This is a genomic window from Catellatospora methionotrophica (genome assembly GCF_011297335.1).
Taxonomy (GTDB): domain Bacteria; phylum Actinomycetota; class Actinomycetes; order Mycobacteriales; family Micromonosporaceae; genus Catellatospora; species Catellatospora methionotrophica.
Map to the genome: position 1 here is coordinate 17,262 of NZ_JAAOTJ010000032.1, position 12,555 is coordinate 29,816.

Here is a 12,555-nt window from a genome sequence, read left to right on the forward strand (position 1 = left end):
GGGACGGGAACGCGGCGGCCGCGCAGCGGCCAATCAGGCGCCGTCCGGTCCCCCGGTTGCCCTCGGCCGCCCGATCCGCGTGAGGCTCCACACGAGTAGATGCATCGTCGCATCGACCTCCACTGATCACAAGGCCCGTCCACGCAGCACTTCTCAGCCCCCTCCCAGCCTTCCCAGCAACTCCCCAGCAACCCCGCCACACACCATCCGCCCCGCCCGCCGCCCCACGCCGCGCCACCGCCCCACGCAACGCCACCACCGCACCGGGCCGCGCCACCACCGCATACCGCGCCACCGCACCGCGCCACCGCCGCACGCCGCGCCACCGCACCGCACCGCGCCCGCGCCGCGCCGCGCCGCGCCGCGCCGAAGGAAGGGCACCTTCCCATCGCTATGCGTAGAGGAAGGTGCCCTTGTTAACCCTGCCGTTCGGGGCGGCGGTCGAAGATCGCTGTTTACGGTCAGAAAGTGTGGTCCCACCGCAGGTTTTGACCACAAACAGCGATCATCACCATGCGAGCCGAGCCCCGCCGAGCCCAGCCCAGCCGAGCCCCGCCGAGCCCAGCCCAACCGAGCCCCGCCGAGCCCAGCCCAGCCCTGCCGAGCCCAACCCAGCCACCCGCGCCGCTCCGTGTCACCTCAGCCGCGCAGGACCAGCCCTCGCCGCTCGCCGGTGAACCGGCCAGCCTCGATCACGATGTGGCCCGCCAGCAGGACGTGCTCGACGCCGGTCGGCCGGATGTCGGGTACGGCGTAGGTGCCGTCGTGGCCGATCGTGGCCGGGTCGAACACGACCAGGTCGGCGGCCGCCCCGATGCCGACGTAGCCGCGCCCGGTCAGCCCGAACTGGTCGGCGATCGCCGAGGTCATCTTGCGGATCGCCTCGGGCAGGGTGAGCAGGCCGCGCTCGCGGACGTACTCGCCGAGCACCCGCGGGAAGCAGCCCCATGTACGCGGGTGCTGCAACCCGACCGGCGGTCCGTTGTCGGAGCCGATGCCGACCAGCGGGTCGACCATGATCGTCTCCACGTCCTCCTCGGCCATCATCGTGATCACCATGCCCGCGCCCGGATCGGCGATCAGCACCTCGCAGAGCGCGTCGAAGGCGTCGCCCGTACCCGCCAGCTCGGCCAGTGTCCGGCCGATGACCTCGGGCCGGGTCGTGTGCGTGGTGACCAGGACGTCGGCCGGGGTCACCCGCGCCCAGAACCCGTTGGGCCGCGTCAGGTCCTCGGCCAGGGCCCGCAGCTCGGCGCGAACCGCCGGGTCGGCGAGCCGGGCCCGCATCGCGTCGGTGCCGCCGACCTGGGCCGCGCCGGGTAGCAGCGCGTTGAGGAAGGTGCCGCCCGCACGGTACGGGTACTGGTCGCCGCGTACGTCGACGCCCGCCAGGCGGGCCTGGTGCAGTTTCGCGAGGAGCTGCTTGGCGGTGCCGTGGTTGGCCTGCCCGGCGACCTTGCAGTGCGACACCTGCAACCGGACCCGGGCCTGTGTGGCGATGGCGATCGCCTCGTCCAGGGCCTCGCCGAGCCGGTCGTCCTCGTTGCGCAGGTGCGTGGTGTAGGGCCGGTTCCAGCGGTGCGCCACCCGGGCCAGGGCGACCAGTTCGGCGGTGTCGCCGTAGCTGCCCGGCGGGTAGATCAGGCCGCTGGACAGGCCGACCGCCCCGGCCGCGAACGCGTCGTCGGCCAGGCGGCACATCCGGTCGAGCGCGCCGGGGCGCAACCGCTCGTCCATGCCGTTGGCGTACGCCCGCAGGGTGTTGTGCCCGACCAGGGCGGCGATGTGGTTGGTCGGCCCGGCGGCCGCGATGTCGGCCAGGTAGCCGGCGAAGTCGCGCGGCACGACCGGGACCCCTCCGGCCAGCTCGGCGAACAGCGGCCCGGTGGCCGCGATCGTGGCGTCGTCCAGGGGCGCGAAGGAGAATCCGCAGTTGCCGACGATCTCGGTGGTGACGCCCTGGTGCAGCTTGAACGGCTGTGGGTCGGGCATCAGCGGCACCGGGTCGGAGTGGCTGTGCGCGTCGATGAAGCCGGGCGCGACGGCCAGGCCGGTCACGTCGAGCGCGCGGCGGGCGGGGCCGGGGTCCGCGCCGACGGCGACGATCCGGTCGCCGGTGACCGCGACGTCCGCGGCCAGGCCGGGGCCGCCGAGGCCGTCGTACACCGTGCCGCCGCGCAGCACCAGGTCGTGCATGGTCTTTCCTCCACAGGACGAGCCGACCGGGCACCGGTCGTGGGGGTGGGTCCGCGCCGGGGAGGCTCAGGCCGCGACGCGGGCGCGGGCCGCGGCGGCGAAGGCGATGAGTCCGGCCGCGACGACGGGCAGGCCGATGGTGAACAGGGCCAGCGCGCCGAGCGCGCAGAGCAGCACCCCGGACGCCAGCAGCGCGGGAGCCCTGAACCGCCGCGAGCGGATCGAGCCGTGCAGGGTCAGCGCGGCCGCGACGAGCAGCCCTGCGACGAACCACAGCACGGGCGCGTCACCGGCGCCGACGACCAGCGCGACGTAGCCGCCGGCGGTCGCCAGGCACAGCAAGGCGACGACGAGTGCCAGCCAGTCGATGCCTGCTCGGGTACGCGTGGCCACCTGGTCATTGTCGCCGACGCAGGCCCCACCGGCAGGGGCAACAGGCCGACGGCCGGCTCATCTGCTGATCCACTCGGTGGCGGTGGTGACCTCGGCGAGGGCGTCGGGGTCGGGGTCGACGCCGATGCCCGGTCCGGTGGGCACGGCCAGGTGGCCGTCGGCGAGCACGAACGGGGCGGTCACGTCGCGGCGGAAGTAGCGGTCCGAGGCGGAGGTGTCGCCGGGCAGGACGCAGCCGGGCAGCGCGGCCAGGGCCACGTTCGCGGCCCTGCCGATGCCGGTCTCCAGCATGCCGCCGACCCAGACCGGCACGCCGCTGGCGGCGCAGACGTCGTGTACGCGGCGGGCCTCCAGGTAGCCGCCGACCCGGCCCGGTTTGATGTTGACGACCGAGGTGGCCCCGAGCGCGATCGCGTCGGCGGCGGCCCGCGCGCTGGTGATCGACTCGTCGAGGCAGATCGGGGTGCGCACCTGACGGGCCAGCTCGGCGTGGCCGCGGATGTCGTCCTCGGGCAGCGGCTGCTCGATGAGCAGCAGGTCGAACGGGTCCAGTTTGGCCAGGTGGCGGGCGTCGGCCAGGGTGTACGCCGTGTTCGCGTCGACCTGGAGCATGATGTCGCCGAAGCGCTCGCGTACCGCCCGGACCGGCGCGACGTCCCAGCCGGGCTGGATCTTCAGCTTGATCCGCAGGTAGCCCTCGGCCAGGTAGCCCTCGACGGCCTCCATCAGCTCCGGGATCGAGTCCATGATGCCGACCGACACGCCCGCGGGCACCCGGTCGCGCACCCCGCCCAGGTAGGAGGCCAGCGGCAGCCCGGCTGTACGCAGCCGCGCGTCCAGCAGCGCCGTCAGCACGGCCGCCTTGGCCATCGGATGGCCCTTGATCTTCGCGAACGGCACCTCGGCGCGGTACGGGTCGGCGTCGGGCAGGCTCAGCACCGCCGGGATGAGCAGCCGTCGGATCACCTCGGCGGCCCCGTCGACGTACTCGCTGGAGTACAGCGGCTCGGCCATCGCCACGCACTCGCCCCAGCCCTCGGCCCCGTCCTCGGTGACCGCGCGCACCAGCAGCACGTCGCGGTCGTGCTCCACCCCGAACGAGGTCCGGAACGGACTGACCAGCGGCATCGCGATGCGGCGCAGCTCGAACCCGGTCACCTTCATGCGCTCTCCTCCAACACGTACCATCCGTCACGGCTCATCCCGGTGATCCGGTAGCCGCTGTCCAGCGCCCGGCAGATCGCGTCCCGCACCGCGGGCCGCCACAGTCTCGCCACCTCGCGGTCGTCCACCCGCAGCCGTTCCACGTCGGCGGGCACCGCGACCAGCACCGGACGCCGGTCGGCAGGCGGCCGGAGCGCGGACGGCACCGGCCAGTCGCGCTCGGTGCGGCCCAGCAGTTCGACCGCCCCGGCGGCGCGCAGCGCGGGCACGTCGACGTCGCGCACCTCGCCCTGGGCCGCGGCGCGGGCGGCCGGGGACAGCAGCTCCCAGCGGATGTAGATGCGGTCGGTGGCCTCGCCGGTGTTGATGCCGTCGTTCATCTCGCCGTAGAAGTCCGGCAGGTACTCCGCCGCCGTCGCGCCGAGCTTGTGCAGGTTCACGTAGGCGTTGCGGCGCACCAGCGGGTCGAAGGTCCAGCACACCTCGCCGATGCCGCGCGCCAGCGACCAGGCCCGCTGGTGCTGCTTGAGCACGAAGCCCACCCCGCCGCTCTGCCGCGCCGGGTCCACTCCGGCGATGTGCGAGTGCAGGTGGCCGGTCCCGAAGAAGCCCACCGCCGCGCCGACCAGGTCGCGGTCGCGGTATGCCCCGACGACGTAGTTGCCGGAGTGCTCCAGCGCGCGCATCATGCCCGCGTTGACGAGCTGGTCCGGCGAGTCCGCCCGCCACACCCGGCACAGCAGCTCCGCGGCCGCGTTCTGCTCCGCCACCGTCGACAGCTCCCGTACGCGGACGCCGACCCGGTCCGCGGCGGCCCGCGCCAGCTCCTCGGCCCGTACCACCGTGTCCACGGTGATCTGCTGCGTCACGTCGCCCCACTCTCCTGACCGGGCGTGCCCGGAGCGCGCCGTGTCCACCGTAGGCACGATCATGCCGTGCCGCGATGGGCCTGCCCGGCGGAGGCGGTGGTACGAAAGCCCGGTGTCAGCGAGGGTCGGCCGTGTCGACCAGCGCCAGCGCCTCCTGGAGTGTGCGCGGCCGCAGCACCCCGGTCGGCAGCTCGTCGGGCCAGCCCGGACCGGCCGCCGCGACCACGGTCGGCCGCCGCGGCAGCTCCAGCACGGCTGTCACGGTGGCCAGGTCGGCGGTGTCGGCCTGGTGCGACCACACCAGCACGACCGACGGCCCGGTACGCCGCACCGCGTCCAGCAGCGCGCGCGGCGGGACCCGCGCCCCGAGCAGCCGGGCGGCGACGCCGCGTTCGGCGAGCGCGGCGGCCATCGCCTCCAGCGGCAGGCTGTGCTGCTCCTCGTCGGCGCAGGCCAGCAGCACCGGCACGGGCGAACCCGGGGCGGGTCGGCGGATGCCGCCGAAGACCTCGCTGACGCAGCGCGAGACGAGGTGTTCGACGTCGACCAGGCGCTGGGTGGCGGCGTGCCGGGTGCCGATGCCGACCAGTACGGGCACCAGCAGGTCCTGCCAGGCGTCGACGACGCCGTGCTCGGCCACGGACTCCTGCACCAGGTGGCGCACCGTGAGCGCGTCGAGCCGCATGGCCGCCCGCGCCAGGCCGCGCGCCTGCGCACCGGCCCGGCCGACGGCGACGGTGTGGCCGCCGCCGTCGCGTACGGGCGGGCGGTCCTCGGCGAGCTGGGCGATGCCGGCGGCCCCGGCGGAGCGGGCGACGCGGGCGGCTTCGGCGGCGGGCACGCCCTGGGTGGTGAGCCGCCGCATGGTCTCCAGCCGGGCCAGGGCGTCGGCGTCGTAGCGGCGGTGGTGGCCGGGATCGTGCCCGCTGGGCCCTAGCCCGTAGCGCTGATGCCAGGTGCGCAGCGTGGTCACGGCGATGCCGAGCCGACGCGCGACCGCACCCGCGCTCAGACCCTCGTCCTCGCCTGCCACCTCAGGAGCCTATCGCAGCGTACAGTTGCGTTGATTGCTGCATCGTTATCTCCCGCCGAACGCCTGGGGATGATCATGAAAACCGTCGTAGTCCTCTTGACCCGTGATCTGCGCGTGCACGATCATCCCGCGCTGGCCGCCTCCTGCGCCAACGCCGAACGGGTCGTCCCGCTGTTCGTCGCCGACCCGGCACTGGCCGTCCCCGACAACCGCCGCCGCTTCCTGCTGGAAAGCCTCCAGGACCTGCGCGACGGCCTGCGCAAGCGCGGCGGCGACCTGCTGGTGCGCTCCGGCGACCCGGTCGCCGAGGCGGTTCGGCTGGCCCGCGAGGTAGGCGCGGAGGGCATCGCGCTGACCGCCGACGTGTCCGCGTACGCCGCGCGCCGCCAGGAGCGGCTCACCCGGGCCTGCGCGCGCGAACGCATCGCGCTCAAGCTGTTCCCGGGCGTCACCATCGTGCCCGCGGGCGAGGTCACCCCCTCGACCGGCGGCGACCACTACAAGGTCTTCACCCCGTACTGGCGGGCCTGGCAGTCGAAGCGCTGGCGCAGCACCGTCGCCACGCCACGCCGCGTCCCGCTGCCCGACGGGCTCACCGGCGACGATCCGCGCACCGTGCTCGGCGAGGCGAAAAGCGAGTCGCCGAGCCCGATGCCCGGCGGGGAGACCGAGGCGCTGCGCCGCCTCAAGAGCTGGCAGACCAAAGCCGCGGCGTACGCCGACCGCCACGACGACCTGCCCGGCGACGCCACCTCACGAGTCAGCCCGTACCTGCACTTCGGCTGCCTGTCCCCGCTCGCCCTGGCCACCGCCGACGGGATGCCCGACGCGTACCAGCGACAGCTGTGCTGGCGCGACTTCTACCACCAGCTGCTGGCCGCGTTCCCGAAGCTCGGCACGCAGGCCTACCGGCCGGGCGCGCAGGAGCAGTGGAAGGACGACCCGAAGGCGCTGCAGGCGTGGCAGGCGGGCGAGACCGGGGTGCCCATCGTGGACGCGGGCATGAAGCAGCTCGCCGCCGAGGGCTGGATGCACAACCGGGCCCGCCTGGTCACCGCGTCCTACCTGACCAAGACCCTCGGGCTGGACTGGCGCGACGGCGCGGCCTGGTTCAACCGCCTGCTCATCGACGCCGACGTGGCCAACAACAACGGCAACTGGCAGTGGGTCGCCGGGACCGGCACCGACACCAAGCCCTACCGCCGCTTCAGCCCGGACCGGCAGGCCGAACGCTTCGACCCCGACGGCGAGTACGTACGCCGCTGGACCTGACCGGCCCCGAAACCGGTTCCGAGACGCCCACCCATCCTGCGAGCTGCGGTTTCGCGGACCCTCCCAGCTCACGATCCCCGTTGGCTGATCCGCTCGCCGCCCACCCGGTGCTTCCGGAGCGTCTTACGTCAACGCGTTGACCTGCTGCTTCTCACAGAAACGCCAGGCACGATCCATGATCACAGTCTTCGTGATCATGGATCGTGTGCGCCTGCGCGGCATCAGGCCGCGCGGGCGCCCTGCCGCGCCAGGTGCTCGCGCGCCTTGGCGACGAACTCCTTCGGCTCGTCAGCCCAGATCCGCAGCTCAGTGACCGGCTCGGTCGTGCCCTTCGGGAGCGCGAACACCGTCGGCTCGCGCAGCACGACGTCCACGTTGGTCTGGCTGAGCACGACGACGCTCAGGACGGTGCCGTCGGAGGTCTGCTCGTACTGGAAGGCGCGGCCCGTCGGCAGCGAGCGGTTGCGCGTGCTGACCGAGACCACGTTCTCCCACGGGATCGGCAGCAGGACCGTCGCCGACTGCCGCAGGCGCAGGCCGGTGGGGGCGACCACGTGCGGGTGCGTCTTCACCATGGCCAGCAGGCCGACCATCCAGACCAGGCCGTACACGCCGAGGAAGGCGAACGCCAGCCGGGCGCTCTGCCACGGCAGCAGCAGGTCCACGGCCGGGATCTCGATCGCGGACAGCACGATGAACACCCAGATGACCGGCGTCGTCGACTTGGCATGACCGAAGGGCACCGCCCCCGGCTCGGTCACCAGCGGGCGGCGCAGCGTCCAGCGGTACAGGCTGCGCCACATGGCGACCTCGTACGCCCAGAGCCTGCGGAGCAGCCGCCACGCCGGTGCGGACCAGTGCGTCGCCGGGGGTGTCATGGCTGCTCCTCGCTGGGGGTGGTGGTCAGACCGGCCGCGCGCAGCCGGTCCACGATCTCGCTGAGGCCCGCGTACAGGCAGTCGAACCGCTCGTCCGGCATGCCGCCGAACAGCAGGTCGGCGAATCCGCCCTGCTGCTGCTCCATCTCGGCGACGACGGCCGCGCCGTGCTCGGTGAACGTCACGAGCAGCGCCCGGCGGTCGGTGGGGTGCGGCTGCCGGGTCACGAAGCCGGTGGCCTCCAGCCCGTCGACCAGCCCGGTGACGGTGCGGGCGCTCACGCCGAGCCCGTCGGCCAGCGCCCGTTGCGTGCTCGGGCCGTTGCTGCGCAGCAGCCACAGCAGGGTGGTCCGGGACGGGGTGAGGCCCTGCGTGGCCAGGCTCTCGGTCATGTCCTTGTCGAGCAGCACGACCAGTTCGAGCACCCGGTCGAGCCCCGCGATGTGCCGCTGCTCGGCCATCGACCCTCCCAATATCGTGATGCACACTCACTATGTGCTAGGCACACAATGATGGCATGACACGACTGGGCGGGCAAACAGAACCCCCGCGCGACGAGTCCCGCGCGGGGGTTCTGCACGCTGTCAGCGCCCGGGAGCCCGGACCCGGATCTCCTGGAGCACCCAGCCGTTGCCGTCCGGGTCCTCGAACTCGGCGAACGAGCCGTAGTCGGCCCGCTCCGGCTGCGGACCGGCCACCCGGTCCTTGCCGCCGACGTGGTGGAAGATGCCGCCCGCGTCGTGGAAGATCTCACCGACCTGCGCACCCTTGCCGATCAGCTCGTCACGGGCCTGCACGATGTCCTTGACCACCAGGTGCAGGTTCTGCTGCGAACCCGGCGCGGCGTCGGTGATCCCCGAACCGATGATGACGGCGCACTCCGAGCCCGGCGGCGTCAACTGCACCACCCGGAAGCCCTCCTCGCCGACGTAGTCGATGTCCATCCGGAAGCCGAGCATCTCGTAGAACGCCTTGGCCCGGTCCACGTCGGAGACGGGCACCACGAGTACTTCGAGCTTCATGTCCATACGGCACTCCGATCAGCCCGCCACGCAGGCTGGGCATGTCGCCAGGCACGCCAACAATGATCAACATCGTATCCCGGCCACCCCGCCCGACGCGGACGAACGCCGACACCGGCCAGCTCACCAGCCGCGCGGGCAGGCGTCGCGAGGCACACTGGGGTCAGTGCCGAACCATGATCGAGGGAGCCGAGGTGCGCGAACCCGCGCTGGAGATCCGCGACGCCACCGACGTCCCCCGCGCGCTGGTGATCCTGCTGCCCGGCGGGGCCGAGCGCGGACACGGCAGGCTCTGGCGCGGCAGCCCGGCATACCTGCGCATGCTGCCCTTCCAGCGGGCCCTGCCCGCCGACGTCACCGTGTGGCGGCTGCGCTACCGCCTGCGGGGCTGGAACGGCCCGGCCGCCGACCCGGTCCGCGACCTGGCCTGGGCCCTCGACCGGGCGCGCGAGCGCCACCCACGGCTGCCCGTCATCCTGATCGGCCACTCGATGGGCGGCCGCGCCGCGCTGTGGGGAGCGGGCGACCCGCAGGTCACCGCCGTATGCGCACTCGCCCCGTGGATCGAACCCGGCGACCCCGTCGGGCAGCTCGCCGGACGCACCGTGCTCATCGCCCACGGCGACCACGACCGGATCACCGACCCTGCCGCCTCCCGCCGGTACGCCGCCGCGGCCGAGCGGGCCGGTGGGCACGTCACGTTCCTGTCCGTCGCCGGGGACGGCCACGGGATGCTGCGCCGCGCCCGGTACTGGCACCGGCTGGTCGGGGGCTTCGTCGCGGCCCGTACGCCCCGGCCCAGCACAGCCCCCACGGCCTGAAACGGGCCCGGACAGCGCGATGCGGGCCGGGTATCCACCCGGCCCGCATCATGGTCGATGGGTCAGTCGACGCGCGACCGCGAGGCGATCGGCGCGACCAGCGCGACACCCAGCGCCGCGAATCCGATCTGGAACAACAGCTCCAGCCAGTCCACGCCACCAGTGCTCGCGACGTTCAGCGCACCGGCCACGAACGTGCCCAGCAGCGCGGCGGCGATGCCGATGACGACGGTCAGCCACAGTGCGATGGACTGGCGGCCCGGCAGGACCAGCCGGCCGAGCACACCGATGACCAGACCGATGATGATCGCGGTGAAGATACCGGTGATTTCCACGGTGCCCTTCCTCTCCCTGTCGTTGACAAGAAGATGCCCACCCCCCACCCCCGCAAAACCACCCGAGGTCCACACCCGACCCGACCTGCCTCACCCGGCGGAAACGGCGTGACGGAACGGCGCTGTCGACGCACACTGCACGGATGGATCGCGTGTATCGGTACGTGGGGCCTGGCGAACTGCTCGTCGCGGCCGCCGCCCAGGACGGCGGGCGGCCACTGGAGTCGTTTGAGGCGGTCGGCGCGTGGGCGGCACGGGTGAGCGGAGAGCCGTTCACGTACGTCGTGGATCTGGACGGGCGGCTGCTGGTCGCCGACCGGCGCAGCGAGCATGTCGCGTGCGCGGGCGGCCGCGACGTGCTGGGCGCGGGCGAACTGTCGCTGCGGTGGACGGGTGCGGGCTGGGCCGTCGCCGAGATCAGCAACCAGTCGACCGGGTACGCCCCCGCGCCAGGCTCCTGGCCCGCGGTGGCCGCGGCGCTGGACCGGGCCGGGATCGCGCGGCCGGGCGGGTTCACGGCGGCGTTCGAGTTCCGGCACTGCCCCGGCTGCGGGCAGCTGAACCTGGTCAAGGACGGCGACTACACCTGCTGCCTGTGCGAGACCGCGCTGCCTGAGTAGGCACGAGAAGGGCGGGCCCCGGCGTGTATACGCCGGGGCCCGCCCTTTCACATCGTCACCGACGTTCGCGGTCGCCGTAGTACGTGCCGACCTGATCGCGGTACAGCGTGTCGTCGCGACGGTCCGGGTCGTACTCCGGAGCGTCCTTGATCTCGGCCTTCGAGCGGTTGACGTACACCTTCTCCTCGGCGAAGTCGATGTTGTTCACGACTCCCGCCGGGAGCATCCGCTTGCTGCCGAAGATCCACGGACCGGTGTCGACCACGATGTAGCTGGAGCCGACAGCCCCGGTCGCTTCATCGATCTTGCCGATACCGCCGTCGACGGCCTCGATGTGGAAACCGACGATCGAACGGTCACCGCCGTCGTCCGCCGTCTTGTAGTCGAGGTCCGCGCTGTAGCTCCACGGGTCCCAGGGGATCGGGTTCATGGCAGTCATGATTTTTCCTCCTCCTCGTTGGACTGGTTGCTGACGACGACCGCCTACCCGTTCTCCTGCCCGCCTAACCCGTCCTCCCCCGCCCATGATCACTCGACTTGCCGGGCACCTGGGCGAATGGCCGCTCAAGATACGCGCGATTCCCCGGCAGGTCGGATGATCATCGCGGCATATGGGCGAAATGCATATTTCGTACGCCGGGCGGGTACGACCCAGCCATGGCACGAACCGAGCGCGTCATCGCGACCTCGCCCGAGCGCGTCTTCGCCGTCCTCGCCGACGGCTGGACGTACGCGGACTGGGTCGTCGGCACCGCGCACATCAGGGACGTCGACTCCTCCTGGCCCGCCCTCGGCAGCCGGCTGCACCACAAGGTCGGCCCCTGGCCGCTGTCGACCTCCGACGTCACCCACGTGGTGGCCTGCGACCCGCCGCACCGGCTGGTGATGCGGGCGCGCATGTGGCCGCTCGGCGAGGCCGTCGTCGACTTCCGCCTGGTCCGGCTGGACGCCACGACGACCCTGGTGACCCTCGTCGAGGACTTCACCAGCGGCCCGCTGCTGGCCGCCCGCAACAAGCTCAACGACCTGCTGCTGCACGGCCGCAACCGGGAAGCGCTGAGCAGGCTCGCCGACTTCGCCGAGAACCGCGAGAACACCTACGACGCGCGGGCACTGGCCGAGGTCCGGCTGGAGCGTGTCGCCCGGCACTGACGCCCGGCGCGGGTCGCTGTACCCGCCCCGGCGCCCTAGGGTGCATCATCTGCTCATGCCCCATCCGCCGACCCCACCCACCCGGCAGCTGGACTACTACCTGCTCGCCGCCGACGGATCCGGCCGCCCCGAGGCGGTCGTCGTCGAGGAGTGGGTGCTGCGCGACGACGGCACCGCGATCGGCATCGACAACGTGACCTGGACGGCGGCCGAGCGCTCATGGCAGTGCACCCCGGCACTCAGCCGGGATTTGCGCGCGGACGGCGGCATACGTACCAGGATCAGCGCGATCAGCGCTGACGCGGCGCAGGACGCGCTGGAACTGCTCGGCGGGGGCGAGCTGCCGGACGAGCGGTGGCTGCGTGGCCGGTTCGCCGATTTCCTGCCGCTGCCGTCGGCCCCGCTGCTGCGCCTGGGCCCGGCGCAGGCTCCGCCCGGCTTCCGGGACCGGCACGTGTACCGCATCCTGTTCGCGGGCGACCTGGACCGGCACGGGCTGCAATGCCTGCGGCTGTGGTGGCGGCTGGAGCCGGTCGAACCGGCTGCCGACCCGTCGGGGCGGCTGGTCGGGCGGGCCCGCCGCGAGGTCGACGGGCACGAGCTGAGCTGGGAGCTGCGGCGTGTCGGGCCTGGCCTGGGCTGGGCCGTCGACCTGACCGCCTGCCTGCGTGACGGCCCCGCGAGCGCGGTGCCGGTGCTGCTGCGCGACCTGCGGCAACTGGCCCGTGCCCACGGCCTGCTCCCGGTCGCCGTCGAACGCCTCGGCTGAACCCGTCGGTAGCGGCCGGTTACCTGCCGCC

At 72.9% G+C, this 12,555-nt stretch carries 15 protein-coding genes; 5 read left to right on the top strand and 10 right to left on the bottom strand.

Annotation, left to right across the window (positions count from 1 at the left end; translation table 11 throughout):
* Nucleotides 1–639 precede the first annotated feature (639 nt).
* From HAV40_RS35535 to HAV40_RS35555, 5 genes are all read right to left on the bottom strand, one after another.
* On the bottom strand, nucleotides 640–2,196 hold the full coding sequence (locus HAV40_RS35535) for an N-acyl-D-amino-acid deacylase family protein (RefSeq protein WP_166388689.1): 1,557 nt from the start codon (nucleotides 2,194–2,196) through the stop codon (nucleotides 640–642).
* Between the two features lie 66 nt (nucleotides 2,197–2,262).
* Nucleotides 2,263–2,589: a hypothetical protein gene (locus HAV40_RS35540; RefSeq protein WP_166388690.1), complete on the bottom strand. Its 327-nt coding sequence runs from the start codon at nucleotides 2,587–2,589 to the stop codon at nucleotides 2,263–2,265.
* A 57-nt stretch (nucleotides 2,590–2,646) separates the two neighbouring features.
* Nucleotides 2,647–3,753: an o-succinylbenzoate synthase gene (gene menC, locus HAV40_RS35545; protein WP_166388691.1), complete on the bottom strand. Its 1,107-nt coding sequence runs from the start codon at nucleotides 3,751–3,753 to the stop codon at nucleotides 2,647–2,649.
* Nucleotides 3,750–4,622: a GNAT family N-acetyltransferase gene (locus tag HAV40_RS35550; RefSeq protein WP_203672166.1), complete on the bottom strand. Its 873-nt coding sequence runs from the start codon at nucleotides 4,620–4,622 to the stop codon at nucleotides 3,750–3,752. Before HAV40_RS35550 ends, menC begins: the two co-directional genes overlap by 4 nt.
* A gap of 115 nt (nucleotides 4,623–4,737) precedes the next feature.
* A complete protein-coding gene (locus tag HAV40_RS35555; protein ID WP_166388692.1) occupies nucleotides 4,738–5,655 on the bottom strand; it encodes a MerR family transcriptional regulator in 918 nt (305 codons plus the stop codon).
* Nucleotides 5,656–5,724: 69 nt separating this feature from the next.
* On the opposite strand from HAV40_RS35555, the gene HAV40_RS35560 reads away from it, so the two are divergent.
* The gene (locus tag HAV40_RS35560) at nucleotides 5,725–6,927 is read left to right on the top strand and encodes a cryptochrome/photolyase family protein (protein ID WP_166388693.1); all 1,203 of its coding nucleotides are present in this window, start codon (nucleotides 5,725–5,727) and stop codon (nucleotides 6,925–6,927) included.
* Nucleotides 6,928–7,148: 221 nt separating this feature from the next.
* Here the strand turns inward: HAV40_RS35560 and HAV40_RS35565 are convergent, their stop codons facing one another.
* The 3 genes from HAV40_RS35565 to HAV40_RS35575 form a co-directional block, all read right to left on the bottom strand.
* Complete coding sequence (locus HAV40_RS35565) at nucleotides 7,149–7,805, bottom strand: hypothetical protein (protein ID WP_166388694.1); 657 nt, start codon at nucleotides 7,803–7,805, stop codon at nucleotides 7,149–7,151.
* Entirely contained in the window at nucleotides 7,802–8,266 is a 465-nt protein-coding gene (locus HAV40_RS35570) for a MarR family winged helix-turn-helix transcriptional regulator (RefSeq protein ID WP_166388695.1), read from the bottom strand. The genes HAV40_RS35565 and HAV40_RS35570 overlap by 4 nt, the downstream gene beginning before the upstream one ends.
* A gap of 123 nt (nucleotides 8,267–8,389) precedes the next feature.
* Entirely contained in the window at nucleotides 8,390–8,827 is a 438-nt protein-coding gene (locus HAV40_RS35575; RefSeq protein WP_308441079.1) for a VOC family protein, read from the bottom strand.
* 176 nt (nucleotides 8,828–9,003) lie between these two features.
* Here HAV40_RS35575 and HAV40_RS35580 point away from each other — a divergent pair, with 176 nt between their 5' ends.
* Nucleotides 9,004–9,648 carry an alpha/beta hydrolase gene (locus HAV40_RS35580; protein ID WP_166388697.1) on the top strand — a complete coding sequence of 215 codons (645 nt, stop codon included), beginning with the start codon at nucleotides 9,004–9,006 and terminating at the stop codon, nucleotides 9,646–9,648.
* Between the two features lie 62 nt (nucleotides 9,649–9,710).
* Here the strand turns inward: HAV40_RS35580 and HAV40_RS35585 are convergent, their stop codons facing one another.
* Nucleotides 9,711–9,983: a GlsB/YeaQ/YmgE family stress response membrane protein gene (locus tag HAV40_RS35585; protein ID WP_166388698.1), complete on the bottom strand. Its 273-nt coding sequence runs from the start codon at nucleotides 9,981–9,983 to the stop codon at nucleotides 9,711–9,713.
* A 143-nt stretch (nucleotides 9,984–10,126) separates the two neighbouring features.
* Here HAV40_RS35585 and HAV40_RS35590 point away from each other — a divergent pair, with 143 nt between their 5' ends.
* Nucleotides 10,127–10,603: a hypothetical protein gene (locus HAV40_RS35590; protein ID WP_166388699.1), complete on the top strand. Its 477-nt coding sequence runs from the start codon at nucleotides 10,127–10,129 to the stop codon at nucleotides 10,601–10,603.
* 55 nt (nucleotides 10,604–10,658) lie between these two features.
* On the opposite strand, the gene HAV40_RS35595 is transcribed toward HAV40_RS35590, so the two are convergent.
* Entirely contained in the window at nucleotides 10,659–11,042 is a 384-nt protein-coding gene (locus HAV40_RS35595; RefSeq protein ID WP_166388700.1) for a PRC-barrel domain containing protein, read from the bottom strand.
* Nucleotides 11,043–11,260: 218 nt separating this feature from the next.
* Between HAV40_RS35595 and HAV40_RS35600 the strand changes: the two genes are divergently transcribed.
* Both HAV40_RS35600 and HAV40_RS35605 read left to right on the top strand, forming a co-directional pair.
* Entirely contained in the window at nucleotides 11,261–11,755 is a 495-nt protein-coding gene (locus tag HAV40_RS35600) for an SRPBCC family protein (protein WP_166388701.1), read from the top strand.
* 55 nt (nucleotides 11,756–11,810) lie between these two features.
* Nucleotides 11,811–12,524 (top strand): hypothetical protein, encoded by a 714-nt coding sequence (locus HAV40_RS35605; protein ID WP_166388702.1) that lies wholly within the window; start codon nucleotides 11,811–11,813, stop codon nucleotides 12,522–12,524.
* The last annotated feature ends 31 nt before the right edge of the window (nucleotides 12,525–12,555 follow it).